The organism is Saliphagus sp. GCM10025334 (assembly GCF_042663485.1).
Lineage (GTDB): Archaea > Halobacteriota > Halobacteria > Halobacteriales > Natrialbaceae > Natronosalvus.
The window spans coordinates 1,396,274-1,419,803 of the sequence record NZ_JBHTAF010000001.1 but is presented as its reverse complement, the minus strand read 5'-3'; the positions used below and the strand labels follow the sequence as shown (position 1 = coordinate 1,419,803).

The following is a 23,530-nucleotide window of genomic DNA, read 5'->3' as shown; positions in this document are numbered from 1 at the left end:
CTGGAACCGTGCCGGAGGGTGTTCTCCTCGAGGGGACGAGTAGTCGCGGAGAGACGGAGTACCAGCAGGGGCCCGCTCCGAAACGTAGACCGAAGGCTATCGCTCCCGTCGAAGCCGGTCAACGACGAACGCCCGATCCACTTTTGCGAGGAACGGGCCGAGCTTCGGCCCCTGCTCCTCGTCGAAGAAGAGGCGGTAGCCGGCCGCGAAGAAGTCGCCGACGCCGACGTCGTGACGCTTCGCGGTCTCGTAGATCTCGCCCTGGATCTCGTCGGGGGTGTGGCCTTCCTCGATGAAGTCGGCAAGTTCCTCGAGCGCCGCCTCCGTCGTTGTGTCGAAGTCGTGGTCCGGGATTTCCTCGCGCTTGAGTTCGTAGTCGAACTCGTTTTCGGTGCGCCGGGCCCAGTTCCGGGCGCGCTCGACGCGGTCGAGGGCGTCCTCGACGGCCCACTCGGGGGCGTCGTCGGGGATGTGACCCTCGCGGCGGGCGATTTCCTCGCGCAGGTCGGGATCCTCGGTCATGCCGAGGACGGCGGCGAAGGTGTAGGGGAGGCGAATTCGATCTTCTCGAGCCTCGAGTTCGTCGACGCCGGTCGCGTCGCCTTCGTCACCGTCGCTGGTAACGCCGCCGACCACCAGCGGATAGACTCGCTCGGCGAACGCCCGCTCGTCCTCGCTGGCCTCCACTTCGCCGAAGTAGATCGCCTCGAAGCGATCGAACTCGTCGACCAGGAGGTCGAGGCGCTCGACGCTGAAGTCCCGGGCTTTCGCCGGATCCTTCGCGAAGAAGTAGCGGAGCACTTCGGGTTCGAGCACCTCGAGGACGTCTGAAACCAGAATCACGTACCCCTGCGAGGACGAGAAGGGCTCGCCGTCGAGGGTGAACCACTCGTAGACCATCGGGACGGGCGGTTCGATCTCGAAGAAGTTTCGAGAGATATCCTCCCCGCTGGGCCAGGAGCCCTCGGCGTGATCCTTTCCGAAGGGCTCGAAGTCGACGCCCAGGACCTGCCACTGGCCGGGCCACTCGAAGCGCCAGGGCATCTTGCCCTCGCTAAATTCGGCGGTTCCCTCGTGGCCACAGCCCGAAATCGTCCGGTCGCCGGCCTCCATGTCGGTGCACTCGTAGGCGACGGTGCCGGCCTCGAGGTCGACGCCGGTGACGGTTTCGGTCACCTTGCCGCACTCCTCACAGATCGGATTGAACGGGACGTAGTCACCGTCGCTGTCGACCTTGTCCTGGTACTGTGAGAGCACTTCGGCCGCGCGGTCGCGGTTCTCGAGGACGTACGCGACGACGTCGTCGAACGCGCCCTCGAGGTAGAGGTCGGTCGTCGAGACGAGGTCGATGGGAACCTCGAGGGCGTCCGCGCTGTCCTGGATGATGGTCGAGAAGTGGTCGCCGTAGGAGTCACAGCAGCCGAATGGATCCGGGATGTCGGTGTAGGGCGCGCCCAGGTTCCGACCGAGCGCACCCGCGTCGACGTCCCCGAGGTCGACGAGGTTCCCCTCGAGGTCACAGAGCGTGCGCGGGAGCTTGCGAAGGGGATCGCGGTCGTCGCTGGTGAACACCTGGCGGACCTCGTGGCCGCGCTCGCGGAGGACCTCGGCGACGTAGTACCCGCGCATGATCTCGTTCATGTTGCCGAGGTGGGGGACGCCAGAGGGGGAGATGCCGCCCTTGACGACGATCGGCTCCTCGGGCTCTCGAGCCTCGATGCGATCCGCCACCTCGTCGGCCCAGAACGCGTGATACTCGTCGCCGCCTTCCTCGCGCTCGCGCTGGAGCGTGTACGGACTCTCTGTCTCACTCGCTGGGGAGCCATTGGCCCCGCCGGAGTCGTCGTCGTCGCTCGAGGCCGTCTTCTCAGTGCTCATCGGTCTCGCCCGCCCAGTAGGTCGGTTCCTCGCCCGCTCTTTCCGGGATAACGTCCGTGCCGTCGTGGTCGCCGTAGCGAACGGCTCGGGCGATCCGATCGGGGTCCGTCCCGTCGAGGACGATGGTTCGCATGCCCGAGCGCTGGATGATTTTGGCGGCGAGCAGGTCGACAGGTGCCGAGGAGCCGGCGTTCATCTCGAGGCCGGCGATGACGTCGACCAGTTCCGTGGCCGACAGTTCACCGTACTTCGTCGCCCCATCGTTCTCGTTCGGGTCGTCGGAGTAGACGCCGGGGACGCTCGTGGCGTAGACGAGCAGGTCGGCGTCGACGTACTCCGCCAGCGCTGCCCCTACGGCGTCGGTCGTCTGGGCCGGAGCGACGCCACCCATCACGCAGACCTCCCCGCGACGGAGGGCGTCGCCGGCGGTCTCGTAGTCTCGAGCCGGCGCCGTCACGGCATCTTCGCCGAGCGCGGCGATGAGCAGGCGCGCGTTGAGCCGGGTGACGTCGATACCCAGCTGGTCGAGTTCGATCTCGTTGGCACCCAGGTCCCGGGCGGCGCTAATGTACTCACGAGCGACGCCGCCGCCCCCGACGACGGCCCCGACTCGACACCCGTCCGCGACGAGGTCTTCGACGACGGCGGCGTGTGCCTGCACCCGATCCGCGCCGGGCTCGGGCACGAGCACGCTCCCGCCGATTGAGACGACCACTTTCATACTACCGCGGTCTAACCGGGTTGCCATCTTAAGGGTTGTCAACCCCGTTCGGCGGCCGCTCCGCGCGCGGACGACAGCTACAAAACGCTCCACGCCGAGTATCGTGTATGCACGTCCTCGGCATCATCGGCGACGAGCCCGCCGACGTCCTCGAGCGAACGGCCGACCTGGCCGTGGACAGGCTCTCGCAGGCAGGCCGAGTCGGCGTCGTCCGCTACGACGCGACGATCGCGGACGGACTGGCGGACGCCCACGGTTCGGGACTCACCCCCGGCGGCGACGTCACCTACACCCTCGGCGCCGACGGCGACTGGACGGCCACGGGAACTGGCCTCTCGGTGACCGACGCCCTCGACACCCTCGCGACCGACTGCGCGTTCGCGGTCGTCATCGGCCTCGAGATCCCCGGCCACCCGTCGGTCGTGGTCGGCAGCGACGCCGCGATCGCTCGTTCGCCGGTTCTCGCGACCGTCGACGAGCCCGGCGACCTCGATCTCGAGTCCCTCGTCGCAGAACTCGAGGCTCACAAGCCCTACGAGACGCTCGAGTCCCTCGTGGACCGCCTCAGGGATCGTCCGGCAGCGGATCGGGCGGGGGCGATTGCGACGTTCACCGGGCGCGTCCGCGCGAAAGACACGCCGGACGACGAGCGGACGGAGTACCTCGAGTTCGAGACCTACGAGGGAGTCGCCGAGCAGCGCATGGCGACGATCAAGGCGGAACTCGAGGCGCGCGAGGGCGTCTTCGGCGTCGAGTTGCACCACCGGACGGGCGTCGTTCGCGACGGCGAGGACATCGTGTACGTCGTCGTCCTCGCAGGCCACCGCAAGGAGGCGTTTCGGACGGTCGAAGACGGGATCAATCGACTCAAAGACGAGGTGCCGCTATTCAAGAAGGAAGTGACGGTCGAGGACGAATTCTGGGTTCACGAACGCTCGTGAGACGATCAAAGTGACATTGAAACACTATTTCCACGACCGTTCGCGACCATCGATGAGATTCGGCCAATAATACGTTAGCAGCTGTTTTAAAACGTCTAAGCGGGTCTGGTGGCGCCTTTAACGGTTCGTAAAACACGGGTAAAACGAAGATTACCCCTCGTTTGCCTGAAGCGATTTGAAACGGTTCTAAGTAACTGACCTTTATAACAGTATCCGGTCTGTAGGGGTAGTTGTCGATGAGCACGACAGCCCAACCCTCCACCGACCGCAAAGAACTCCGCCTGAAGCAGTACCTGCGCGACCGTGCCGCAGACGGCGAGATGTACTTCAAAGGGAAGTTCATCGCCGACGACGTCGGCCTCTCTCCCAAGGAAATCGGCGCGCTAATGGTCAAGCTCTCCGACTCGGCGACCGATCTCGAGATCGAGAAGTGGTCGTACACGAGCGCGACGACCTGGCGCGTCGCCCCCGCCTGATCGCGTCGTGCCATTGACGCCCTGAACGGCCCCGACGCGTGTGCGTTCCTCCAAGGCGCACACGGCGATCATTGCCGGACCCGGGCGATCTTACGTCGTCCACCCCCCAAGAACCGCCGCCCTCGCCAACCGAACGGGGGCGTGATCGAACGCACAGCGGACACCCAACACGCACACACGTTCCGGCGCCGACCCTGTCGTACCCGTCGGTGCCGGGCGTTCCCCTTCCATTGTCGCCAGCTCTCGAGTGGCGACTGGTGTTCAATCGCCTCCACGCCTGAAGTGACGACTGGGTCAGAAACGACCCTAATAGTCGCCTCCCACTCACCCGGTTCCCACCAGCGCTCGCCGCCGACAGTCGATTTATACGCACAGGCGGTCAACGAACCAGCAATGGATCCGGCGGACCCGACCGATCCCGTCGACGGCCCGCCCCTCGAGTCGATCGAACCGGCGTTTTCGGTCTACGAGATCGCCGTCGACGACGAGGAGATTCGCTACTACGGAACGCCACAGATGGCTCCCGAACGGATGATGCGCGAACTCTGGCGGGACTTTCGAGACGCCGGCTACGACGTGCAACTCACGGTTCGTCGCGGCGAGTACGTACTTGTCGCAGAACCGCTCTCGCTCGGCCCGGACGGCGTCCCCTGGACGAACGTCTTTCTCCTGCTCGCCACGGTGGTCTCGACACTGTTCGCCGGGACGATGTGGTACGGCATCGACCCGATCGCCAACCCGGCCGAGATGTGGCGCGCCTGGCCGTTCACCGTCGCTATCCTCGGCGTCCTCGGCGTCCACGAGATGGGTCACTACGTGCTGAGTCGCTACCACCGGGTCGACGCCTCCCTGCCGTATTTCCTGCCGGTGCCGACGCTCATCGGGACGATGGGCGCCGTGATCAAGATGAAAGGGCAGATGCCCGACCGCAAGGCGCTGTTCGATATCGGCGTCGCGGGTCCGATCGCCGGGCTCGTCGCGACGGTCGTCGTCACCGTCGTCGGCCTCCACCTCCCGCCGGTGCCCGTCCCCGAGGGGGCGACCGACCCGAACGCGACCCAGATTCGACTGGGGTTCCCGCCGATGCTCGAGTTGATCGCGGGTGCCGTCGATCAGCCGCTGTACGCCGACGATCAGACGCGAAACGTCAACCCGGTCGTCATCGGCGGTTGGGTCGGGATGTTCATCACGTTCCTGAACCTGATTCCGGTGGGCCAGCTCGATGGCGGCCACATCCTCCGGGCGATGGCCGGCGACCTCCAGGAGACCATCGCGGCGCTGGTGCCCGGGGTCCTGTTCGCGCTCGCGGGCTACCTCTACTACGTAGGCGATTACAGCGGAAACTCGGTGTTCATCTGGGTGTTCTGGGGGCTGTTCACCGGGTTGCTCGCGGCGGTGGGTCCAGCGGTTCCGATCGACGACGACCGACTCGACCGCAAACGGTTCGCACTCGGTGTCGTCACGTTCGGGCTGGGATTGCTGTGTTTCATGCCCGCACCCATTGCCGTGATCAACTGACGGCTCGAGACTGGGGGCTCGAGGGTGTCGGAGACGGTCACTCGCGGTGCGTTCATTGCTGTGCGTGCGGTCACTCGCCGTGCGTGTAGCCCCGATCGGCCAGCGCTTCGCCGTCGAGCGTGATCCCCGCGTCGGCGTCTACGACCCGTCCGACGACCGTGAGCGAACACTCGAGGTCGTCCCGGACGCGTTCGACGGCTGCCTCGGGCACGGTGCAGACGAGTTCGAAGTCCTCGCCGGTCGTGATCGCTCGCTCGAGGGCGATTTCGTGATCGTCGACGACGGCCTCGAGTTCGGGCGCGACGGGGATCGACTCGCGCTCGAGGGCGAACCCGCAGTCGCTGGCCTCGGCCAGCTGGTGGAGCGATCGGGCGAGACCGTCGCTCGAGTCCATCATCGCGCCCGCGTAGGGGGCGAGGGCGCGCCCTGCACGGATGCGCGGCTCGAACTGGAAGAGGTCGTTGGCTCGCTCGAGGGCGTTGTTTCTCTCTGTATCGCCGTCTCCGTTATCACCGCCGTCTCCATTGCCGCCAGCGCCGTCTCCAGTATTGCCAGTGACGACGTCGCCATCGCCAGCCTCCGCGAACAACTGCAACGCGGCGGCGGTCCGTCCGAGCGTCCCCGTCACGCAGACGACGTCATCGGGGGAGGCCCCATCGCGAAACACTGGCTCGTCTGCTCGCCCGACAGCCGTCGTCGCCACCGTAAACTCCCGGTGGGTATCCAGGTCCCCGCCGACGTACTTCGCGTCCACGAGTTCACAGACCGCGCTCGCACCGTCGACGAACGCCGCGAGATCGGCGGCGTCGAACTCGGGGGCCGCGTAGGCGGCGACGGCCGCCGTCGCCTCGGCGCCCATGGCCGCGACGTCCGAGAGCGAGGCGCCGACGGCGCGCCAGCCCGCCGTGTACCGGGTCGTCCCCGGCGGAAAATCGGTCGTCTCGTGGAGCATGTCCGTCGTAATGATGAGATCGTCCACGACGGCGGCGTCGTCACCTACCGGGTCGAACCGGTTCTCGAGCAACGCCAGCGCGGCCCGTTCGTCCATACCGGTCCTTTCGACGGCGGGGCGAAAAACCATCCGGATCCACGGCCCCGACCCGTGCGGGGCTCTCACACCCGGAACCGGCGAGGCTGGCCGGTCAGCCGCCGAAGGGACAACGATGCGCTTAAATGGCGCAAGCGGGAACCAGAACCCAATGGCTACGATGTACGACGTCCCGGCGGAAGCGCTCATCGAGGCGCTCGCCGACGACCTCGAAGACGACCTCGAGCAACCGGAGTGGGCAGCGTTCGCGAAAAACGGCGTCAATCGAGACCTTCCCCCGGAGCAGGAGAACTTCTGGGCGGTCCGCGCGGCGAGTCTCCTTCGCAAGGTCGCTGACAACGGCCCCATCGGCGTCGAGCGCCTGGCGACCGAGTACGGCGGCGCCAAACGCGGCTCGAACCGCTACCAGGTCGCCCCCGACAAGCGCGCCGACGGATCGCGAAACGTAATTCGAACGATCCTCCAGCAACTCGAGGACCTCGACCTCGTCGAGACCGCCGAGGGCGAGGGTCGCCGTATCACCGCCGAGGGACGCAGCCGCCTCGACGAAACCGCCGGGGAGGTCCTCTCGGAGCTCGACCGTCCGGAACTCGAGCGCTACGCCTGAGACGATCCCGTTGTCGTTCGGTATCGGCAGTCTCTGCTTCGTTTGAGCGATTGGTGAGAACCCATCGCAACGATCCGTCAGATCGGTTTTCGACGGGCTTCGATTCGCAACCGAACGGTGAGCGACGGCGCAATTGCTCGAGAGCGAGTCGACAGTCCGCCGTTCGACCTCCAGTTGCACGTGTCCGTACGCGTCCGTAATCATTTTCTCCGTTGCCCGACAACACGCGTCTATGAACGGCGAACAATCTGACGACGACCTCGAGGAACTGCGCCGGAAGAAACTGGAGCAGCTACAGGACCGCGCCGAGTCCCAGGGTGGACAGGGGCAGGGACGGGCCAACGCCGAGGCCCAGGAGGCCGCCCAGCAGCAGGCCGACGCCCAGCGCCAGGCCCTCCTGCGCCAGTACCTCACCGACGACGCGCGAAAGCGCCTGAACACCGTCAAGATGAGTAAACAGCAGTTCGGCGAGCAGGTCGAACGCCAGGTCGTCGCCCTCGCCCAGAGCGGGCGCATCCAGGGCAAGATCGACGACCAGAAGATGGAGCAGTTGCTCAAGGAACTCCAGCCAGAGAAGAAGAGCTTCGACATCAAGCGCCGCTAGAATGGACGAGTCGACGCCCGCCTCACTCCGTCTCGGGCTCCTCTACAGCGGCGGCAAGGACTCGACGCTCGCCGCACTCTTGCTCGAGGACTTCTACGACGTGACACTGACGACGGCCACCTTCGGCGTCACCGACGACTGGACCTACGCACGAGACACCGCCCGTTCGCTCGGCTTTACGTTCGAGAAACTCGAACTCGATTCCGACGTCGCGACCGAGGCCGTCGAGACGATTCGCACCGACGGCTTCCCGCGAAACGGGATCCAGCGGGTCCACCAACACGCCCTCGAACGCCTGGCGGAGATGGACTTCGACGCCGTCGCCGACGGAACGCGACGCGACGACCGGGTTCCGACGGTCTCGCGTGCCCAGGCCCAGAGCCTCGAGGATCGCCACGACGTCGACTACATCGCGCCGCTGTCGGGGTTCGGCCGCCAGGCGGTCGATCGGCTGGTCGAGTCGACGCTGGACGTGACGGTCGGGCCAAGCGAGGAGATCACGCGGGCGGATTACGAGGCCGAGTTGCGAGCGCTCATCGCCGAGCGCGACGGCGAGGCAGCGCTCGGGTCGATCTTCCCGGCTCACGAACAGACGCACGTCACGGGCGTACAGGAACGGAATCGCTGACACCCGCGTCACTCGAGCGGCGTTTCGTATCGACGGGAGAGGAGCTTCGGCTATTACAGGAGGACCGAGCCCGTCTCGATGGCGGTCACGACGATCGAGGTGGCCTCCTCGATCAGTTCCTCGTTACCGTACTTGAGCGCGAGGTAGAGGAGCCCGAACTGGAACGCGTTGTATCCGGCGTGGGCGGCGATCGGCACGAAGAGATTGTCGGTGATCGCATACAAGTAGCCGAAGATGACTGCCGCACCAGCGACGATCAGTACCGAGGCGAACGTCCCCACGAGTGGCTGTCCACTGACGAGGTAGATGGGAACGTGGACCAGGCCGAAGATGGCACTCGTCACGACGATCGCCTGTGGTTTCGTGAACGCTTCGTAGAGCCGCTTCTGTATAATTCCCCGGAAGAGGAACTCCTCGGCGGGAGCGTTGAACAGGAAGACGATGACGATCATGATGAGTACCATCGTCGGATCTTCGCCGACGAACTGGAGAATCTGATTCGACGTCGCTTCGATCCCAATAACCTGGATAACGACGCCCGCGACCATCACGAACGCGATGCTCCCGACCACGCCGACGATGCCGATGATCGATTGGCGAAGGTTCGGAATCGAGAGGTCGACGAACCCCAGCCCGCGGCCAGTCCACTGCAGATACGCGCCACCAACGACGACGAATCCGATGAATTGTGGGATCAGGTAAAGCGCCCTGACCTCGTAGGAGGTCTCGAGCGGCGCTTCGGCTACCTGTGGGTCGACGAGTACCGCCGGTAGAGAAGCGAACGTTTGTGCTATAAATCCGGCAATTATCAGCCCAACGGCGACGAGTACGGATCGGGTGTATCCGCTGGTCCGATTCACGGTGTCCATAGTAACGTGTTAGCGTCCCACCTCTTTGGCGTTGCCTTCCCGGATTCACTCGCCGTCGCGCCAGGAGTCCGGCACGTCGATCACGTACCGGCCGTCTTCCTGCAGGGAGACGATGTACTCCTCGCGGTCGTAGAGTTCCATCAGGTTGAGTTCGTACTGGCCGGGCTTGAGGATCTTGATGCTCTCGAACTGCTCGTTGAGTTCCTCGCGGAGGTCCTCGAGCGAGGGGCGGTCGTCGTCGGTCGGTTCGCTGACGACGCGGCCGTTATCGACGTCGGGCCCTGCCCTCTCGTCGGTTGGGCCGGTCGCACTCGAAGTGGGGAGTTCGTCGCTCGAGACGACGTCGCTCCGGGCGCTCGCCTGGGCGGCGTCCTCGTCCCCCTCGCTTCCTTCGGGTTCGGTGTGGGTGTCACCTGCTTCGACGGTCGAGTCGTCTGCTCGAGGCGCGGACCGATCGGTGTGTGTCTCCGCTCGACCGCGATCGTCGGGCCGTCGTGCCGACTCGGGCCACTCGGTGAACTCCGCTGGCGCGTCGTCCTGCTCGGTCGAGGCGGGTTCGCTCGCGGTTCGAGGCCAGGTGCGGTTCGTCGACGTCGATTCCGACGTCGAGGTGGACGTCGATGTCGAGGTGGATCCGGACCCAGATCTGGGCTCGGACCTCGATCCCGACCTCGACCCCGACTGCGTAATCCCACGCCCGTCACCGTCACTCTCACTCGAGGACGCCGATTCGGACTCTCGCGTGATACCGTCGGATCGACTGCCGGTGGCTGACTTGGTGTCGGTGTCGGTCCCACTCGAGGTCGCGGTGCCGGACGACGCCGGCGCAAACTGGAACTTGTTGCCGCCACAGTTCGGACACCCCGAGAGCATCTCTTTGGATCCGTCGGGGAACGTCCGGCCGCAGGTGGTACACTGGTGTGGCATTCGTCGTCGTTAGCTCCGGGAGACGAGCGCGCTGATGAGCGTCTCGTCCTTGTGCAGGGTCTCGATCTGGTTCGCCGGCCCGATGACGGTGAGTTTCTTCGGCGACTCGTCGTTGCCCATGATCCGACCGAGCAGCGAGGAGTCGCGGGTGCCGGACTTCGGATAGGTTTCGATCTCGATACCGTTGAACTCGTCGGGGCTGATCTCGGCCATCGTCACCTCGATCAGGCGACTCTCCTCGTCCGGGGTGAGTCCCTCCTCGAGGATGACGATGTTGCCGTCGTGGACGCCGTCGAGGATCATTCGGATCTTCTCCATGCTCGCCAGACCCTCCATGCGTTCCCCGCTGATGAGGTCGATCTGGACGCCGTCGTGGCGGTTGTCGTCGGCTTTGGTTGCTTCAGGCATGGTTATCCAAAGTACTCCGCGATGTTCTCGTACACTTCGTCCATGTTCTCCCCTTCTTTCGCCGACAGCGGAACCGTCTTGTGCTGGGGGAAGGCGTCCTCAATCCGCTTGACGCTCGATTCGGGGAGGTCGATCTTGTTCGCGAAGATGAGTACGGGCAGGTCGCGCGATTCGATGATACCGATCAGCATCGTGTTGACCTGCGTGATCGGGTCTTCGGCGCTGTCGAGTACGTAGATGACGCCGTCGACGTCCTCACGAAGCCAGTGCATGGCCTCGGCGACCCCTTCCGTGGCCTCTCGAGAGCGCCTGATCGCGTCGTCTTTCTCCATCTCGTCGGTGAACTCCTCGTAGTCGACTTTCGTCGTCACGCCGGGAGTGTCGACGATGTCGATGGTCACCGACTTGCCGTTTCGCTCGATCTCGACGTCTTCTTTCCGGCGAGCGCGACGGGTTTCGTGGGGAATGTGGCTTTCGGTGCCGATGGCGTCACCGGTCCAATCACGGGCAATACGATTCGCGAGGGTCGTCTTCCCGGCGTTTGGGGGGCCGTAGATGCCGATCCGTTTTGGCTCCTGCTCAGAGAAGAGCCGATCCGTCGCGCGAGAGATGCTATCTTTGAGTCCTGTAAACAATCCCATCCTGGAGATCCTCCACACTTGCGAGTGTGTCTGAACGTACTACAGAACCGAATTCACTTAAGTCTACGTCAGACAGTGGGATTGTCACACACGAACGACGGTTTCGATCGCGTGATCGCGTCCCTTCCCGCGATTCCCGCGATAGACGACTCGAGTTCGGGTCGGCTCGAGCCGCGAGCGGGCCGCAGGAGGCGAAGGTTCTTGCTCCAGGACTCGCATGATTCCGCTATGAGCAGCGCGGCCGGCTCGCTCGCGGAACCGAAGGTGCTCGCTCACGCCAAGCGCGCGCTGTTTCCGTCGGGGGAAGCCGACACCTACGCCGTCGTCGACACGCAATTTTCGACGCCGGAGTGGCGATCCGGTCAGCGCCTCGAGACGGACCTTCTTGAGACACTCGCTCCGTTCAATCGCGTCCGAGTCGGCGGCGGGTACCCCGATCTCGTCGGTGTGAGGCGTCTCGAGCCGGAGCTGTTAGCGGTCGAACGCTTCGGCGACGAACCACCGCTGATCGCCGTCGAGGCCAAAGGTTACGCGACAGGCGGCGTCGACACCGAGCGGGGCATCGTCCAGGCCTACGACCGGCTCCACGAGGCCAACGCGGCCTACCTCGCCGTGCCAGCGGCCGTCGTCTCCCAGACCGATCGAACCCTCGCCCGCGAGTTGAACGTGGGCATTCTCGGCGTCACCCCGTCGGGAGCCGTCGAACCGCTCGAGGTGCCCCGCGTCGTCGGCAACCGGACGACTACTGAGGCGAACGCGATCCGGTTTCAGGCGAGCGCCCAGGGCGTGACCGACCGCTCGTTCGGGCTCAACCACCCGAAGAACTACCTCGGCTATCCGCTGGCCAGCTACGCCGACGGCGACACCGCGACGCTGCTCGAGACGTACGACGTAGTCGGCGCTGTCGACGAGGCGAGACGGGGTGCGGCGTTCCTGGGACTGATCGAGGCGAGTGTCGATTCTCTCGGGGAGCCCGGACTCACACCCCTCGGCCGGGAGGTCGTCCGCTTCGCCCTCGCCCGTCACGGCACGGTCGAGGCCGCCCTCGAGGAGTTCACGAACTGGTACCGCTCGCGAACGCGGTTCATCGACCTCGCTCCCGCCTGGGGCCAGCTGGCACGCCGGATCGTCTACGCCTACCCGGCGACGAAACTGCTCGTGACGGAACTCCAGGCGTTACACGACGACGGCAATCTCGAGCCGTCGCTGGTCGACCTCGTCCGACGGTTGCACGCGTTACACCCCAGTTTCACCGTCGAGTTGTTCGTCAGGGGAGACCGAGCGGTTCGAAGCCGGGTGCTCACCGTCGACGGCGAACTGCGGCCCGATGCGCTCGAGGACGGCGCCGTCTACCACACGCCGACGGTGTTCCAGTTGAAGGCGATGCTGTATCACACCGGTATCCTGACCGAGCGCGGCGCCGAACCGCACCGACTGGAGCCGCTCGAGGACGTGTGGGCGCTTCGGGAACCGCTGTAGTGTAGTCGGTTCGAACTCCCAATTTGTGGAAAGCGGTCAGTTGTTGGGGGAACCGAGACGGTTTTCGCGCTCACCACCCTCTACTCGAGCGTACAGTAGACCGCTCAATGGCTCCATCCCACGACCACCCCACATCGGCAGACGGCGCCTCCGATTCCGCCATCACATTCTCCCTCGAGGGCGTTCGAACCGGCTTTCTGACCTGCATCCCGGTCGCGTTCGGCGTCGCCGGCTACGGCGTCGCTTTCGGTGTCGTCGCGAACCAGGCCGGCCTGAGCGTCGCGGAAGCCGCGTTGATGAGCGCGACGGTCGTCGCCGGGGCCTCTCAGCTCATCGCGGTCGAGCTCTGGGCCGATCCGCTTCCGGTCACCGCAATCCTCGTGACGACTGTCGCCGTCAACCTCCGGTACTCGCTCATGGGCGCCGCCCTCGAGCGCTGGTTTCGCCACCTCTCGCCTGCCCAGGTCTACGGCAGCCTCTTCCTGATGGCCGACGAGAACTGGGCGCTGACCGTTCGCGACCTGAAAACGGGGAGCGGCCGCGGCGCCTTCCTCCTCGGCAGCGGCATCGCGGTCTGGACCTTTTGGGTCGTCTCGACGGTCGTCGGCGTCCTCGCCGGCGGCGTCATCGGTGATCCGGCCAGGTACGGATTCGACTTCATCCTCGCCGCTGTCTTCCTCGCGCTCGCGGTCGACCTCTGGGACGGCCGGTCGACGTTCGTCCCCTGGCTCGTCGCCCTCGCCACGGCGCTGGTCGCCTCGTCGGTGCTCCCCGGCCGCTGGTACATCCTCCTCGGCGGACTCGCCGCGGCGGCCCTCGAGGTGATCCGCTACGATGCGTGAGGAATGGCTCTCGCTCGACCCGTTCGTCGTCGCCGTCGTCCTCGCGATGGCCGTCCTCACCTACCTCACGAAGGTCGGCGGGCTCTGGGTCCTGAGCCGACTCGAGGTGAGCGACCGCCTCGAGGCCGGCCTGTCGGTGCTCCCGGGGGCGATCGTGATCGCCATCCTGGGTCCGGAACTAGCGTCGGGCGGGCCAGCCGAGTGGGCCGCCGGAGCCGTCGTCCTGGCAGTCGCGTGGCGAACGGAGAACATCCTCCTGGCGCTGTGTGGTGGCATCCTCGCGGTCGTGGCGTTTCGTGGCCTCGTCTGATCGTGGGGCGGTAGCCGACGTTGTGATGGCTCGGTGCTCGAGGGGGCCTCGGTCGGTCAGAGTGGCGATTCGCTGGCGGCCACGTCTCGAAACTCGAATCGCGCTCCACCAGCATCGCTCTCGGCCAACTGCAGGTCCCAGTCGTAGACGTCGGCCAATCGGTCGACGAACGCCAGTCCGAGCCCGGTCCCGTCTTTATCGGCGGCCGTCGTAAACCCCGGCTCGAACACCAGTTCCCTGTCTTCGGGTGGGATACCGTTCCCGTTGTCCGCCACGTAGAACCCGTCCGCCACCGTTCCGACCTCGATCGCCACGTCCGATCCGCCGTGTCGAATCGCGTTCTCGAACAGGTTCCTGAACAGGTGTCGCACGTACACCTCGTCCGCTTCGATCACGAGGTCACCGTCGACCGTCAGGGTCGCCTCTCGGGTCTCCACGTCCTCCCAGACGTCTCGGGCCATTTCGGCGAGTGACACGGGTGCACGCTCTCCGACGGCGTCACCACGTCGCGTCAACACGAGCATCACGTCGATCATGTTCTCGATCCGGTCGAACGACTCCACGACGTTTTCGACCGCCTTCGGCGCGGCCTCCTCCGGCAGGTGCTGGGCGTATATCTGGCCAATCGTTACCGGGTTCCGGAGTTCGTGGGCGAGCATGCTGGCGAACTTCTCGAGGCGCGTGTTCAACGCCTGGAGTTCCGTGACCGTCTCCTCGAGTTCGTCCTGGTAAGTGTGGCGCTCGATCGCCGCGGCGAGAAGGTTCGCGACGCTCTGGACGAAGTCGACGTCGTGGTCGGTGAACGAGACCTGATCCGTCGTGTGGACGCCCAGGATCCCCCACGGATCGTCGACGGTGCCGATGATGACGCTGATGCCACTCACTACGTCGTGATCGGTGAGCAGGTCTGGGCCACTGAATCGCTCTTCGGTTCGCAGATCGTCGACGACGACCGGTTCCTCCGAGAGGAGCGTGTACCCGGCTTGCGAGTTCGTATCCGTCGGCACTTCCGCCTCCCCGACGATCCCCTCCTGCCACCCGACGCCCTGCCGAAGGAAGACGTTCCCGGAGGGAAGCAACTCGAGCACTTTGCAGTACTCACAATCGAGCGTCTCCGCGACCGTCGCCGCCGCGTCGTGCATAAGTCGATCGATGTCGTCCGTCTCGAGCGCCCGTCTTCCCAGCGAAGAAACGACTTTTTGCTGATGAATGCGGGTGTAAAGCTCCGTCTCCGAGTCGGACGATGAACTCATCGTGGCAGCCATTATTCTGAATTCGCATAAGTTTCTGTCCAATACACATTGGGTTCGTGGCTCGAGACTCTCGGCGAGATGAAGGCGCGTTCACGATCCCGAGTGGCAAACCGACCGTCGACGACTCGCGGAACCGCCGATCGAGCGCTCGAGGTGGCGCCTCTCTGGGCGTTCCCGGTCGAGCACACTTGTCGTCGGTCCTGGAGTTGCGAGGAGAACCGGAGACCGGCCGCGCTCTCCGATTCGCCGTGCTCGTCGACTTCTCCTCGAGGTATTCCTGCCAGACGAGGATAGTGGTCCCCTGGTCGATATTCGCTCGGATCAGGCCCATTCTGGATCGACGTCCACGTTCTCGAACAGCGGCTGGATCTCTGCATCGAGCTGCCCATTGAGATCCTCGACTTCGTCGTTCGTGAGTGTGACAGCGATGACGTCAGTCACCGCCTCGGTGAACCGTTCGGCGTCGTCAGCTTCGATGTCCCTGTCGCGCACGTGTTCTCGGACGCGATTCATAAACTCGTCACGTTCGCATCCAGTACCATCGTGATCGGCGTCCTCGAGAATCCGTGCCAGCTCGCCGGGTAGTTGCGCGGCAACGTCTTCGGCTTCGCCACCTGTCAGCGCCTCGCCGAGCGTCGCGAGCACGGCTTCGCTCGCAGCCTGTGCACGGTCCGTCGTCTCGAGGTGGCTGACTTCCTGGACGTGGGCATAGAATTCGTCTTCCTGCATGTTCCGCTATTCGTACGTAGTCGGCCTCGAAATTAGGCCCTCAGATGCAAGGTAGGCGAACGGAGATGCCAGTTCGTCGAGGACTGGGTGCGAGTCAGATTGAGTACGATCATTTCAATCGGAACTCGTTATTCAGCGCACGAGATTCGCTTCCGGACCGTGTGCAGTGCTACTTCCCCTCATACCGGGGCACCGGCATACGACTCGTCACTGATTCCGGATAGTGCCAACGTGTTTTTGCACCACATGCCACAGCCAGTGGATTCGAACCGTGACGAAACGTAGCGGGCGCGACGGGGGTGGGCTGTTCCTTCGGAAACAATGGTGATTCAGAAAATCGCCAGGCTGAGTCGGGTTCGGTTCCGTCTCGAGTCCCGAGTTCGGCCCGTCTTGACTGTGAACCGTTCCTTTTTCGAACGGGCGCATTCCTCCTCGTCGTCGTCGTGCGGTTCGCGTCAGAACTACCGCGAACCATGAACCTCGAACCAATTGACCCGGAAACGGCTGTGGAATTGTACCTGGCGGACAGGGAGACCGAACTCAGATGGGCGACCGTGAAGGCCCACAAGTCGCGGCTCGGCCACTTCGTCCGTTGGTGCGACGAGCGCGACATCACCAACTGCAACGCCCTCACCGGCCGACTGCTCCACGAGTACCGTATCTGGCGGCGCAACGAGGGCGACCTCGCGCCGGCGACCGAGAAGACCCAGCTAGACACGCTACGTGTCTTCGTCCGCTGGCTTGGCACCATCGACGGCGTCCATCCCGACCTGCATCACAAGGTACGCTCGCCGAACATCTCGGACGACGAGAACACCCGATCGGTGATGCTCGATACCGAGGACGCCGAGCGGATGCTGGCCTACCTCGAGAAATACGAGTACGCGACGCGCACCCACGTCGTGGTGGCGCTGCTCTGGCACACGATGCTTCGACGCGGTGCCGTGCGGGGACTCGACCTGGCGGACTACGACCGTGACGAGCAGTTCCTTGCGATCGTCCACCGGCCCGATACCGACACGCCCGTCAAGAACGGCAAGTCTGGCGAGCGCCTCGTCGCACTCTCTGATCGGATCTGCGACCTCCTCGACGATTACATCCGTGACCGTCGCGAGGACGTTACCGACGAGTACAGCCGAAAGCCGCTGATCACGACTACCCACGGTCGGGTGTCCCCCGCGACCATCGCGAAGGACGCCTACTGCTACTCGCGGCCCTGCGTGACCGGCGCGGACTGCCCGCACGGTCGCGATCCCGAGAGCTGCGAGTATATGCAGAGTCCAGGGAAGGCACCGAAGTGCCCCTCGAGCGTCAGTCCGCACGCCTATCGACGTGGTGGGATCACGCACTATCTGGCTAGTGACGTACCGGAGACGGCCGTAAGCCAACGGGCGAACGTGAGCCCAGACGTGCTCGAGCAGCACTACGATCAGCGGACGAAGCGGGAGAAGATGGAGCAGCGGCGGCAGTACCTCAGTAACATCTGAAACCGTCTTCGGTACTAGAACTCGGAGATTCGACTCGAGCGATTCATGATACTTCTGGGTGGTGTTCTATAGACGCAGTTAATTCGTTGACGAGATCGGTGCGCTCTGGATCTTCGAGGCCGACATCCTGGAAATGGGCGTCGAGGGATTGGCGACTCTCCCCGAGATCCTCACCTGCGTTCCCGATAACCTGTCCGGCCTGCCAAATGATCGAGTCAATTCGCAGCAACGAGACGGGGTGGCCGACCTTCTCGCTCACCCGTTCCATTACCTCTGCCCAGGCGGCCATGACCTCACTCGTCTCTGTGGAATTCACAATCCCCGAGGTTTTTGAGACTCGCTCGATCTGCAGGTCACACGGGATTGGAATATCGTATGGAAACTCCAGATACTCACCGGTTTCTATGAGGTGAGCAATGTCATAGATCTTCATCGAGAGTACCACCGTCTTCTTTCGCTTCTCGTTCTCGATACCGTTGGCAAGTCGTTCCCATACCTCGAACGGTTCCGCATCACGGTGGTTCGCTAAGAACCATTCAGGGAATCTGGAATTGAGCAACTTCTCGAGACGAGCGCTCTTCATACTATTGAACCTGGCATTCACCGGTTCCTCCATGACCTCCCATAATACCGCCTCGACGTTGTTGAGCGAATCCAGGGAATCATGCTCAAGCGAGACTTCGGTGAGTGTCCGCCAGAACGCTTGGGCGTCCCCATTGAGCTGGAAATCTTGAGTCGTCGCACACGTGACCAACAGCTGGACAGAGTCGGTTTCTTCGAACTTTCGATAAAGTCTCTCGATAGTCCTGTACTCAGGTTCGAACTGATCGAAGGCAACAATCCCCTCGTAACCGATGCCCGCGAGTGCTTCTGAGACGGCCTCTATGCGCTCCTTCCGCATGTTTGTAGTCTATCCTATAAGGTAACAAGTGTTCTGGTTGTAATAACCAAACTTTTAGAACTCTAAACAGGCTGTCGTGATTATCGTAGTCCCGAATTTCGTATCGCATTCGAAGCTTCTGCCTTCCCGGACACCAGCACGGTGATGCTTGTTGAGTCCCATGCTGGATCTTCTGTTCATCACGGCTACAGATGCCTATCACCGGCCACTGCAGCTTAGACAGTTAACCAACGCCATTTCGATTCGAAACGTTGGCGAATTTTCCAGATTATTGCATGTCGATACGCGCTAATAATGGTCGTCACAACCAGCCGTCATAACACAAACCACTTCTATAAGTTACAATATTTGCTCAATCTTCCTTGAAAATGCCCATGTAGCCAACATTAATATTGAAAATTGATATACGCCAAGTTATATGGTGTCAGTTAGCACATTCTCTGGTATGGTCACCTACGAACAGTATAATTCGCTCAGTTCCTTACCACGTCGGTACCGGAAACGGGTAGCAGAGACAATGTTTGATGATGAGGAGTTTATAAAGGCAATTGATACGAAAGTCGGTCGAGTTCGATCAAAGCATAATCCAAAACTAATCCTCACTGATAGCCGTATCATTCAGATTGATTCAGGTATGGTTCGGTCAGAAACTGAAGATTATCGACTGGAAGAAATCACCAGTATTCAATTTAACCGAGGAATCCGAAACAGCCTACTCAAACTGCAAGGCCCTGCTATCGATAATGAATTCCCAGTCACGAAACGGCTTGGCCAGCCATTTGCCACCGCAGCCCGTGAACAAATGGGTAAGAACCAAGCACAACAAGCGAGCGAATGATAATCTGTTTCTGTGCTTTACTTCCTAGAACAGAAGATCAGGGAGACATGCCCGCTGTAGACCTGCCTCATTCGGCAGGTGGCTCTTCAAACGAGGCGGTTGCAGGCCTGTCGCTTCAATTCACCGGCCATAATCCCTCCGAGGGTTCAACGTGGCATCCTCGGCGTCCACTGACACGCGGCGGCCCCTGAGCAGCAACCAGCCGATCAAGACGATCTCGCCGACGAAGGTCACGATGGTCACCTGGAGCGAGTAGTCGGCGACAAGGACGACACCAATGCTGTCGATGGCGTAACCGAACCCGGCGATAGCGAGGAGAATTCCGATGAGCGTCGGCACGTAGTCCGCCCTGTACGCTAGGTATCCGAGCAGGAGCAGGTGCACGGCGAACAGAAGCAGGCCGGCGTTCCAAATGTCGTTGAAGGCGTTGATGTCGAGCATGGCCTGTGCATGGAGTTGGTCAGTCGTGTAGGCGGCCGGCGCGTCGGGGTCGGTCAGCGTCCCGATTACGCCGACGAGCTGGCTGATTGCGACGACGAAGACGCCGGCGTAGACGACGCGAAAGAGCAAGGCGAGCTACGAAATGCGCCTGTTCACCGGCTCGAAGACGGTGTACAGCGCCCACGCGACGATCACGTCGAGGATCGCGACGGCGAGCAAGCCTGCGATCCCGAGACGGAACATCCCCGCGGCGTCCTGGATGGCGAGGGCGGTCGCCGTGGCGTCGCCGGGCGTCACGAGCCCCTTCACAACGACGAGCGTGCCAAAGAGCGCGGGGACGAGCATCAATATGAGACCGATGCCGCCGATTACGCTCGCCGACCGCACCGATCGATCTGTTCTGTCGCCGCCCGGTACCGCATCTGATGCCTCCGGTATGAAGTTCATCGGTAATGGAGACGCACGCGGCGTCGAAGAGCGTTTTTTAGGATATAGCCGTTCCATTTATCGTGGCGTGGCGCGATAGCTTGGCGTGAAACACCTTCGGGCCACCGTCCGGGCGGACCGAGAGGACGCACCGCCCATCTTCGCGTTGCTCGCGCATTCGCCGTCCATCGAGGAAGGGCGCGTCCTGGAGATGATGACGGCGCTCGATGACTACAAGACGTTCTTCGTGGCAATCGACGGTGACGTGACCGCCCTGGCTGCCGAGGCCTCGGACATTCAAGCGATTGAGGCCGTCGAGACTGTCCACGTAGGCGAGGACGCCGGCTACGTCCTCGTCGTCATCAAGCCGCAGGGGGAGCCACTGGTCGAAGCTCAACGCCACGAAACAGGCGTTCACGGCGTGATCCCGCGGATGCCGGTCGTCTACCGCGACGGAATGATGCGTGCCCGCGTCATCGGCGACCCCGCCCAGCTCCAGGAGATGTTCGAGCATGATCCGGTGGACATGGAGGTCACCATCGAGGAGATCGGCGAATTCCGCGGGAACATCGACACCGCATGGGCGAGTCTCAGCGCTCGCCAATGCGAAGCCCTCGAGATCGCCGCCGACCTCGGATACTACGAACAGCCCCGCGGTGCAACGCTGAAAGAGATCGCCGCCGAGCTCAGCTGTGCGCCACAGACGGCGAGCGATCACCTCCAGAAGGCGGAGGGAAAAGTGATCACCGCGGCGCTCGACGAGTTCGGTCCCCTAAAGTAGGAGTCGGTCGACCGACGCTTCCCGTCGGGCGCCCAATCGGACCGTATCACACCACGTCGATGACCACGTTACCCGTTTTCCGTCCACTCTCGACGTATCGATGAGCGTCGGCGATCTCGTCGAGCGGATATCGCCTGTCGACGACCGCTCTCACTTCGCCCGCTTCGACGAGTTCGACGAGGGCCTCCACGTCCTCGGGCGCGTACCCGGCGAGGGACGAGATGACGATTCTCTCGCCGGTCAAGTTCGTCCAACCACCCCTGATTCGCCCGAGCAGCGTTGGATTGCCCAGGACGTATCGACCACCGGTCGACAGACAGCGCAGTGTGCGCGAAAACGGACTCGTACCCATGACGTCGACGACGACGTCGTAGCGCTCGCCGCGGTCGGTGAACTCCTCTCGCGTGTAATCGACGACGTAGTTCGCCCCGAGCGAGCGCAGCACGTCCAGCTTCTCTCCGCTATCAACACACGTCACGTCGGCTCCCCAGGCCGTAGCGATCTGGACGGCGTACGTGCCGATGCTGCCACCGGCCCCGTTGATCAGGACCGCGTCGCCATCCCCCACGTTCGCGCTCCGCAGGAAGTGCATCGCGTTCAGTCCGCCCGTCGGCAGCGTGACGGCCTCCTCGACGGTCATGGGTTCCGGTATCCTCGCGATGGGATACGACTCGGGGAGACAGGCGTACTCGGCAGCCCCGCCGAACCGGAACGACGTCGCGGCGAACACCTGGTCGCCCGGCACGAATCGCGTCACGTCGTCGCCGACCGATTCGATTTCCCCGGCGACCTCCTGCCCGGGGACGACCCGATTCCCCTTCCAGAGCTTCACGTAGAGCCAGACTGGGAGCCGAAAGGAGAGCGGGAGGTCGAGCCGTCGGAACTCGCAGTCGCCCGCGGTCACGGTCGTCGCACGGGTCCGTATCAGCACCTCGTCGTCCGCGGGTGTCGGCTTCTCGACCGCCGTAAGTTTGAGGACGTCGGGCGAGCCAAAGCCACGCATGACGACGGCCCGCATCTCTCTGGTTTCGATCATCGCTGGCAACTCGTTCCCGGCGACAGGCTCGTCGTCTCCGTCGCCGTTTCTGGGGCGCTCACGCCTGTGACCAGAAGCCCCGCAATCCTCGAGACCGCTCCAACGGTCGCCAGTATCGGTCGGACGGTGACGAATGCCTCCAGCACCGGCCTGATGACAACGATTGACTCGACGCTAGGGAGCCTGGTCATTTCACTCGAAACGACTGAGTTATCCTAAACGTGCCGGTCTACTCCCATTTCCGTCGTACGGCGGCACAGTCCCAGGACAGATCCGCACTTTGTATCTTGCAGAGGCACAACGAACTACCGAACTGCTGTCAGACATGGCGTGCAAGATACAGAGGATGGATGCAGCAAACTGGCTTCGTTTATTCCAATCAAACTGCGTTGAATTAGGCGATCTGTAGAACTGCGTGCTTAGCAGATTATCTTCTCTCATTTCACCTTGCCTTGGGTCGAATATAGCGCTCAGAATAGATGGGTTCTTCTTTTTCAGGAGGATCAATCGAGCTCCTACGCCGGAAGCACTATTGGTGACAAGAGACTAACATTCTGCATGACTGAATGGATCGAGGTTACGACTGAAGAAGGGTCGAGCGGAGGTGCCACGGAGCGTGTTCCAAAAGAGTGGTATGAACACAATCAACGAGCTAAGCGCGTTCTTCAGACATTACGCGATCAATTCAGTGATAAGGAAGGAGTTACCGGATCTGGGTTGGGGAAAGGTGAGCGAGTCATCGCGGGGAAAACTTGTTTCCAACCCGTAGTCTACGCTGAAGAGGAAATCGCAGAGAAGATTCCTGATGAAATTGATGGAATACCTATTCGAATTGAACCACCAAAAGGGGATCCCGCGCCATTTTATTAGGACTTAGACCGTGCTACATTCGCGCTCTCTATTTAGCAGATGAGTTCAGAACTGACGGGCTGTTGGTAAGAGCGACGTGCTGAATAGAGAGGATGAGTTCAGCACGGCATCATCGTTTATTTCGCATTGACACCGGCAAACCATCCACTCACTACACCCTCTCTATCCATCGTCAGGTCGGCACGCATAGATGCCGTTCCCGATCATGGAAATGACAACTTCATCGTTCTGGTTGAGACCTTCTATTCGGCTCTTTACGTAGCCTCGATCATCTCGGCTCTCCGAAAGTCGCTTCTCAATAACTTCACTTCGACGCCGGAGTGTATCTCCTGGCCGCACAGGTGACTTCCATCTGATTTCATCGATACCGAACGAGCCGAGGAACGCGCTCTCCTCTTCGCTATTCACAACGCTCAGACGCATCATAATGGCCGCGGTGTGCCAGCCAGATGCAACGAGTTCTCCGAAGATAGACTCTTTCGCGGCGTCTTCGTCCAGATGGAACGGTTGTGGGTCGTATTTCCGTGCGAACTCCTTGATCTCTTCTTTCGTGACTTCGTACTTGCCGTACTCTTCTACGTCGCCGATTTCGATGTCTTCGTAATAGTGCATTCTTTATAACGAGTTCATTGGCTGGTTGCTGTGCTTCGTAATCCTGGGTACCTGTGCGAGGTCTATGAGTAAATTATTATTCACTGAACTACAGTGTGCTCTCAGCCAAATGTTTCCGAGGTGTGTGATTACAGCGATAGTGAAGAGAACTACCCTAAGGTTGGTCTCTGTATTTCCCGTTCTGAGCGCTCACCACTTCGAGGGTTGAGCTAAACTCGTGCCACATTCGCGCTCTGAATTCAGCAGACACTCGACGAGC

Annotated in this window: 26 protein-coding genes and 1 pseudogene; 13 read left to right on the top strand and 14 right to left on the bottom strand. The window is 62.4% G+C overall.

Annotated features, from left to right (window positions below; all coding sequences use genetic code 11):
• Positions 1–96: 96 nt before the first annotated feature.
• Together lysS and pyrH are read right to left on the bottom strand one after the other, a co-directional pair.
• Positions 97–1,878 carry a lysine--tRNA ligase gene (gene lysS, locus ACFQO4_RS06610; RefSeq protein WP_500260134.1) on the bottom strand — a complete coding sequence of 594 codons (1,782 nt, stop codon included), beginning with the start codon at positions 1,876–1,878 and terminating at the stop codon, positions 97–99.
• On the bottom strand, positions 1,868–2,599 hold the full coding sequence (gene pyrH, locus ACFQO4_RS06605) for a UMP kinase (protein ID WP_312911325.1): 732 nt from the start codon (positions 2,597–2,599) through the stop codon (positions 1,868–1,870). The genes lysS and pyrH overlap by 11 nt, the downstream gene beginning before the upstream one ends.
• 107 nt (positions 2,600–2,706) lie before the next feature.
• On the opposite strand from pyrH, the gene ACFQO4_RS06600 reads away from it, so the two are divergent.
• The 3 genes from ACFQO4_RS06600 to ACFQO4_RS06590 all read left to right on the top strand — a co-directional run bounded on the left by ACFQO4_RS06600 (position 2,707) and on the right by ACFQO4_RS06590 (position 5,534).
• Positions 2,707–3,540, top strand: a complete 834-nt coding sequence (locus ACFQO4_RS06600; RefSeq protein WP_500260133.1) for a molybdopterin synthase — start codon at positions 2,707–2,709, stop codon at positions 3,538–3,540.
• 236 nt (positions 3,541–3,776) lie between these two features.
• Complete coding sequence (locus ACFQO4_RS06595) at positions 3,777–4,016, top strand: DUF7123 family protein (protein WP_253432306.1); 240 nt, start codon at positions 3,777–3,779, stop codon at positions 4,014–4,016.
• Positions 4,017–4,409: 393 nt separating this feature from the next.
• Complete coding sequence (locus ACFQO4_RS06590) at positions 4,410–5,534, top strand: site-2 protease family protein (RefSeq protein ID WP_500260132.1); 1,125 nt, start codon at positions 4,410–4,412, stop codon at positions 5,532–5,534.
• A 70-nt stretch (positions 5,535–5,604) separates the two neighbouring features.
• Here the strand turns inward: ACFQO4_RS06590 and thiL are convergent, their stop codons facing one another.
• On the bottom strand, positions 5,605–6,582 hold the full coding sequence (thiL, locus tag ACFQO4_RS06585; protein WP_500260131.1) for a thiamine-phosphate kinase: 978 nt from the start codon (positions 6,580–6,582) through the stop codon (positions 5,605–5,607).
• A 151-nt stretch (positions 6,583–6,733) separates the two neighbouring features.
• On the opposite strand from thiL, the gene ACFQO4_RS06580 reads away from it, so the two are divergent.
• The 3 genes from ACFQO4_RS06580 to ACFQO4_RS06570 all read left to right on the top strand — a co-directional run bounded on the left by ACFQO4_RS06580 (position 6,734) and on the right by ACFQO4_RS06570 (position 8,421).
• Positions 6,734–7,189, top strand: coding sequence for a 30S ribosomal protein S19e (locus tag ACFQO4_RS06580; protein WP_500260130.1), 456 nt, complete (start codon positions 6,734–6,736; stop codon positions 7,187–7,189).
• Positions 7,190–7,421: 232 nt separating this feature from the next.
• On the top strand, positions 7,422–7,793 hold the full coding sequence (locus ACFQO4_RS06575) for a DNA-binding protein (RefSeq protein ID WP_500260129.1): 372 nt from the start codon (positions 7,422–7,424) through the stop codon (positions 7,791–7,793).
• Position 7,794: 1 nt separating this feature from the next.
• On the top strand, positions 7,795–8,421 hold the full coding sequence (locus ACFQO4_RS06570) for a DUF7411 family protein (protein ID WP_500260128.1): 627 nt from the start codon (positions 7,795–7,797) through the stop codon (positions 8,419–8,421).
• 53 nt (positions 8,422–8,474) lie between these two features.
• On the opposite strand, the gene ACFQO4_RS06565 is transcribed toward ACFQO4_RS06570, so the two are convergent.
• The 4 genes from ACFQO4_RS06565 to ACFQO4_RS06550 are packed head-to-tail and all read right to left on the bottom strand — an operon-like array spanning position 8,475 to position 11,266.
• Positions 8,475–9,290, bottom strand: a complete 816-nt coding sequence (locus ACFQO4_RS06565; RefSeq protein ID WP_500260127.1) for a CPBP family intramembrane glutamic endopeptidase — start codon at positions 9,288–9,290, stop codon at positions 8,475–8,477.
• A 45-nt stretch (positions 9,291–9,335) separates the two neighbouring features.
• Positions 9,336–10,217, bottom strand: coding sequence for an OapC/ArvC family zinc-ribbon domain-containing protein (locus ACFQO4_RS06560; RefSeq protein WP_500260126.1), 882 nt, complete (start codon positions 10,215–10,217; stop codon positions 9,336–9,338).
• 9 nt (positions 10,218–10,226) lie between these two features.
• A complete protein-coding gene (locus ACFQO4_RS06555) occupies positions 10,227–10,625 on the bottom strand; it encodes a DUF2073 domain-containing protein (protein WP_312911337.1) in 399 nt (132 codons plus the stop codon).
• Positions 10,626–10,627: 2 nt separating this feature from the next.
• Positions 10,628–11,266, bottom strand: coding sequence for an Era-like GTP-binding protein (locus ACFQO4_RS06550; protein ID WP_253432329.1), 639 nt, complete (start codon positions 11,264–11,266; stop codon positions 10,628–10,630).
• Between the two features lie 228 nt (positions 11,267–11,494).
• On the opposite strand from ACFQO4_RS06550, the gene ACFQO4_RS06545 reads away from it, so the two are divergent.
• The 3 genes from ACFQO4_RS06545 to ACFQO4_RS06535 all read left to right on the top strand — a co-directional run bounded on the left by ACFQO4_RS06545 (position 11,495) and on the right by ACFQO4_RS06535 (position 13,897).
• Positions 11,495–12,745, top strand: a complete 1,251-nt coding sequence (locus tag ACFQO4_RS06545) for a hypothetical protein (protein ID WP_500260125.1) — start codon at positions 11,495–11,497, stop codon at positions 12,743–12,745.
• Positions 12,746–12,852: 107 nt separating this feature from the next.
• The gene (locus ACFQO4_RS06540) at positions 12,853–13,587 is read left to right on the top strand and encodes an AzlC family ABC transporter permease (RefSeq protein ID WP_500260124.1); all 735 of its coding nucleotides are present in this window, start codon (positions 12,853–12,855) and stop codon (positions 13,585–13,587) included.
• A complete protein-coding gene (locus ACFQO4_RS06535; RefSeq protein WP_500260123.1) occupies positions 13,580–13,897 on the top strand; it encodes an AzlD family protein in 318 nt (105 codons plus the stop codon). The genes ACFQO4_RS06540 and ACFQO4_RS06535 overlap by 8 nt, the downstream gene beginning before the upstream one ends.
• A gap of 56 nt (positions 13,898–13,953) precedes the next feature.
• Here the strand turns inward: ACFQO4_RS06535 and ACFQO4_RS06530 are convergent, their stop codons facing one another.
• Both ACFQO4_RS06530 and ACFQO4_RS06525 read right to left on the bottom strand, forming a co-directional pair.
• Positions 13,954–15,150 carry a sensor histidine kinase gene (locus tag ACFQO4_RS06530; protein WP_500260122.1) on the bottom strand — a complete coding sequence of 399 codons (1,197 nt, stop codon included), beginning with the start codon at positions 15,148–15,150 and terminating at the stop codon, positions 13,954–13,956.
• 321 nt (positions 15,151–15,471) lie between these two features.
• Positions 15,472–15,879: a DUF2267 domain-containing protein gene (locus ACFQO4_RS06525; protein WP_500260121.1), complete on the bottom strand. Its 408-nt coding sequence runs from the start codon at positions 15,877–15,879 to the stop codon at positions 15,472–15,474.
• A gap of 473 nt (positions 15,880–16,352) precedes the next feature.
• On the opposite strand from ACFQO4_RS06525, the gene ACFQO4_RS06520 reads away from it, so the two are divergent.
• On the top strand, positions 16,353–17,366 hold the full coding sequence (locus ACFQO4_RS06520) for a tyrosine-type recombinase/integrase (protein ID WP_500260120.1): 1,014 nt from the start codon (positions 16,353–16,355) through the stop codon (positions 17,364–17,366).
• Positions 17,367–17,409: 43 nt separating this feature from the next.
• Here ACFQO4_RS06520 and ACFQO4_RS06515 read toward each other — a convergent pair whose 3' ends face one another.
• On the bottom strand, positions 17,410–18,267 hold the full coding sequence (locus tag ACFQO4_RS06515) for an N-glycosylase/DNA lyase (protein ID WP_500260119.1): 858 nt from the start codon (positions 18,265–18,267) through the stop codon (positions 17,410–17,412).
• A 445-nt stretch (positions 18,268–18,712) separates the two neighbouring features.
• Here ACFQO4_RS06515 and ACFQO4_RS06510 point away from each other — a divergent pair, with 445 nt between their 5' ends.
• Entirely contained in the window at positions 18,713–19,105 is a 393-nt protein-coding gene (locus ACFQO4_RS06510) for a PH domain-containing protein (protein ID WP_500260118.1), read from the top strand.
• 120 nt (positions 19,106–19,225) lie between these two features.
• Here the strand turns inward: ACFQO4_RS06510 and ACFQO4_RS06505 are convergent.
• Positions 19,226–19,993 (bottom strand): annotated as a pseudogene (locus ACFQO4_RS06505) (DUF4386 domain-containing protein).
• A gap of 85 nt (positions 19,994–20,078) precedes the next feature.
• Here ACFQO4_RS06505 and ACFQO4_RS06500 point away from each other — a divergent pair.
• Positions 20,079–20,753, top strand: a complete 675-nt coding sequence (locus ACFQO4_RS06500) for a helix-turn-helix domain-containing protein (protein ID WP_500260117.1) — start codon at positions 20,079–20,081, stop codon at positions 20,751–20,753.
• Positions 20,754–20,799: 46 nt separating this feature from the next.
• On the opposite strand, the gene ACFQO4_RS06495 is transcribed toward ACFQO4_RS06500, so the two are convergent.
• Positions 20,800–21,789 (bottom strand): NAD(P)-dependent alcohol dehydrogenase, encoded by a 990-nt coding sequence (locus ACFQO4_RS06495; protein WP_500260116.1) that lies wholly within the window; start codon positions 21,787–21,789, stop codon positions 20,800–20,802.
• Positions 21,786–21,980 carry a hypothetical protein gene (locus tag ACFQO4_RS06490; RefSeq protein WP_500260115.1) on the bottom strand — a complete coding sequence of 65 codons (195 nt, stop codon included), beginning with the start codon at positions 21,978–21,980 and terminating at the stop codon, positions 21,786–21,788. The genes ACFQO4_RS06495 and ACFQO4_RS06490 overlap by 4 nt, the downstream gene beginning before the upstream one ends.
• 367 nt (positions 21,981–22,347) lie before the next feature.
• On the opposite strand from ACFQO4_RS06490, the gene ACFQO4_RS06485 reads away from it, so the two are divergent.
• On the top strand, positions 22,348–22,659 hold the full coding sequence (locus tag ACFQO4_RS06485; RefSeq protein WP_500260114.1) for a hypothetical protein: 312 nt from the start codon (positions 22,348–22,350) through the stop codon (positions 22,657–22,659).
• Between the two features lie 162 nt (positions 22,660–22,821).
• On the opposite strand, the gene ACFQO4_RS06480 is transcribed toward ACFQO4_RS06485, so the two are convergent.
• The gene (locus ACFQO4_RS06480) at positions 22,822–23,271 is read right to left on the bottom strand and encodes a MaoC family dehydratase (RefSeq protein ID WP_500260113.1); all 450 of its coding nucleotides are present in this window, start codon (positions 23,269–23,271) and stop codon (positions 22,822–22,824) included.
• Positions 23,272–23,530 lie beyond the last annotated feature (259 nt).

What these genes read in the sequence shown, in the direction of transcription:
- lysS (WP_500260134.1), bottom strand. Translation starts at nt 1,878, where the DNA reads ATGAGCACTGAGAAGACGGCCTCGAGCGACGACGACGACTCCGGCGGG.
- pyrH (WP_312911325.1), bottom strand. Translation starts at nt 2,599, where the DNA reads ATGAAAGTGGTCGTCTCAATCGGCGGGAGCGTGCTCGTGCCCGAGCCC.
- ACFQO4_RS06600 (WP_500260133.1), top strand. Translation starts at nt 2,707, where the DNA reads ATGCACGTCCTCGGCATCATCGGCGACGAGCCCGCCGACGTCCTCGAG.
- ACFQO4_RS06595 (WP_253432306.1), top strand. Translation starts at nt 3,777, where the DNA reads ATGAGCACGACAGCCCAACCCTCCACCGACCGCAAAGAACTCCGCCTG.
- ACFQO4_RS06590 (WP_500260132.1), top strand. Translation starts at nt 4,410, where the DNA reads ATGGATCCGGCGGACCCGACCGATCCCGTCGACGGCCCGCCCCTCGAG.
- thiL (WP_500260131.1), bottom strand. Translation starts at nt 6,582, where the DNA reads ATGGACGAACGGGCCGCGCTGGCGTTGCTCGAGAACCGGTTCGACCCG.
- ACFQO4_RS06580 (WP_500260130.1), top strand. Translation starts at nt 6,734, where the DNA reads ATGGCTACGATGTACGACGTCCCGGCGGAAGCGCTCATCGAGGCGCTC.
- ACFQO4_RS06575 (WP_500260129.1), top strand. Translation starts at nt 7,422, where the DNA reads ATGAACGGCGAACAATCTGACGACGACCTCGAGGAACTGCGCCGGAAG.
- ACFQO4_RS06570 (WP_500260128.1), top strand. Translation starts at nt 7,795, where the DNA reads ATGGACGAGTCGACGCCCGCCTCACTCCGTCTCGGGCTCCTCTACAGC.
- ACFQO4_RS06565 (WP_500260127.1), bottom strand. Translation starts at nt 9,290, where the DNA reads ATGGACACCGTGAATCGGACCAGCGGATACACCCGATCCGTACTCGTC.
- ACFQO4_RS06560 (WP_500260126.1), bottom strand. Translation starts at nt 10,217, where the DNA reads ATGCCACACCAGTGTACCACCTGCGGCCGGACGTTCCCCGACGGATCC.
- ACFQO4_RS06555 (WP_312911337.1), bottom strand. Translation starts at nt 10,625, where the DNA reads ATGCCTGAAGCAACCAAAGCCGACGACAACCGCCACGACGGCGTCCAG.
- ACFQO4_RS06550 (WP_253432329.1), bottom strand. Translation starts at nt 11,266, where the DNA reads ATGGGATTGTTTACAGGACTCAAAGATAGCATCTCTCGCGCGACGGAT.
- ACFQO4_RS06545 (WP_500260125.1), top strand. Translation starts at nt 11,495, where the DNA reads ATGAGCAGCGCGGCCGGCTCGCTCGCGGAACCGAAGGTGCTCGCTCAC.
- ACFQO4_RS06540 (WP_500260124.1), top strand. Translation starts at nt 12,853, where the DNA reads ATGGCTCCATCCCACGACCACCCCACATCGGCAGACGGCGCCTCCGAT.
- ACFQO4_RS06535 (WP_500260123.1), top strand. Translation starts at nt 13,580, where the DNA reads ATGCGTGAGGAATGGCTCTCGCTCGACCCGTTCGTCGTCGCCGTCGTC.
- ACFQO4_RS06530 (WP_500260122.1), bottom strand. Translation starts at nt 15,150, where the DNA reads ATGAGTTCATCGTCCGACTCGGAGACGGAGCTTTACACCCGCATTCAT.
- ACFQO4_RS06525 (WP_500260121.1), bottom strand. Translation starts at nt 15,879, where the DNA reads ATGCAGGAAGACGAATTCTATGCCCACGTCCAGGAAGTCAGCCACCTC.
- ACFQO4_RS06520 (WP_500260120.1), top strand. Translation starts at nt 16,353, where the DNA reads ATGAACCTCGAACCAATTGACCCGGAAACGGCTGTGGAATTGTACCTG.
- ACFQO4_RS06515 (WP_500260119.1), bottom strand. Translation starts at nt 18,267, where the DNA reads ATGCGGAAGGAGCGCATAGAGGCCGTCTCAGAAGCACTCGCGGGCATC.
- ACFQO4_RS06510 (WP_500260118.1), top strand. Translation starts at nt 18,713, where the DNA reads ATGGTCACCTACGAACAGTATAATTCGCTCAGTTCCTTACCACGTCGG.
- ACFQO4_RS06495 (WP_500260116.1), bottom strand. Translation starts at nt 21,789, where the DNA reads ATGATCGAAACCAGAGAGATGCGGGCCGTCGTCATGCGTGGCTTTGGC.
- ACFQO4_RS06490 (WP_500260115.1), bottom strand. Translation starts at nt 21,980, where the DNA reads ATGACCAGGCTCCCTAGCGTCGAGTCAATCGTTGTCATCAGGCCGGTG.
- ACFQO4_RS06485 (WP_500260114.1), top strand. Translation starts at nt 22,348, where the DNA reads ATGACTGAATGGATCGAGGTTACGACTGAAGAAGGGTCGAGCGGAGGT.
- ACFQO4_RS06480 (WP_500260113.1), bottom strand. Translation starts at nt 23,271, where the DNA reads ATGCACTATTACGAAGACATCGAAATCGGCGACGTAGAAGAGTACGGC.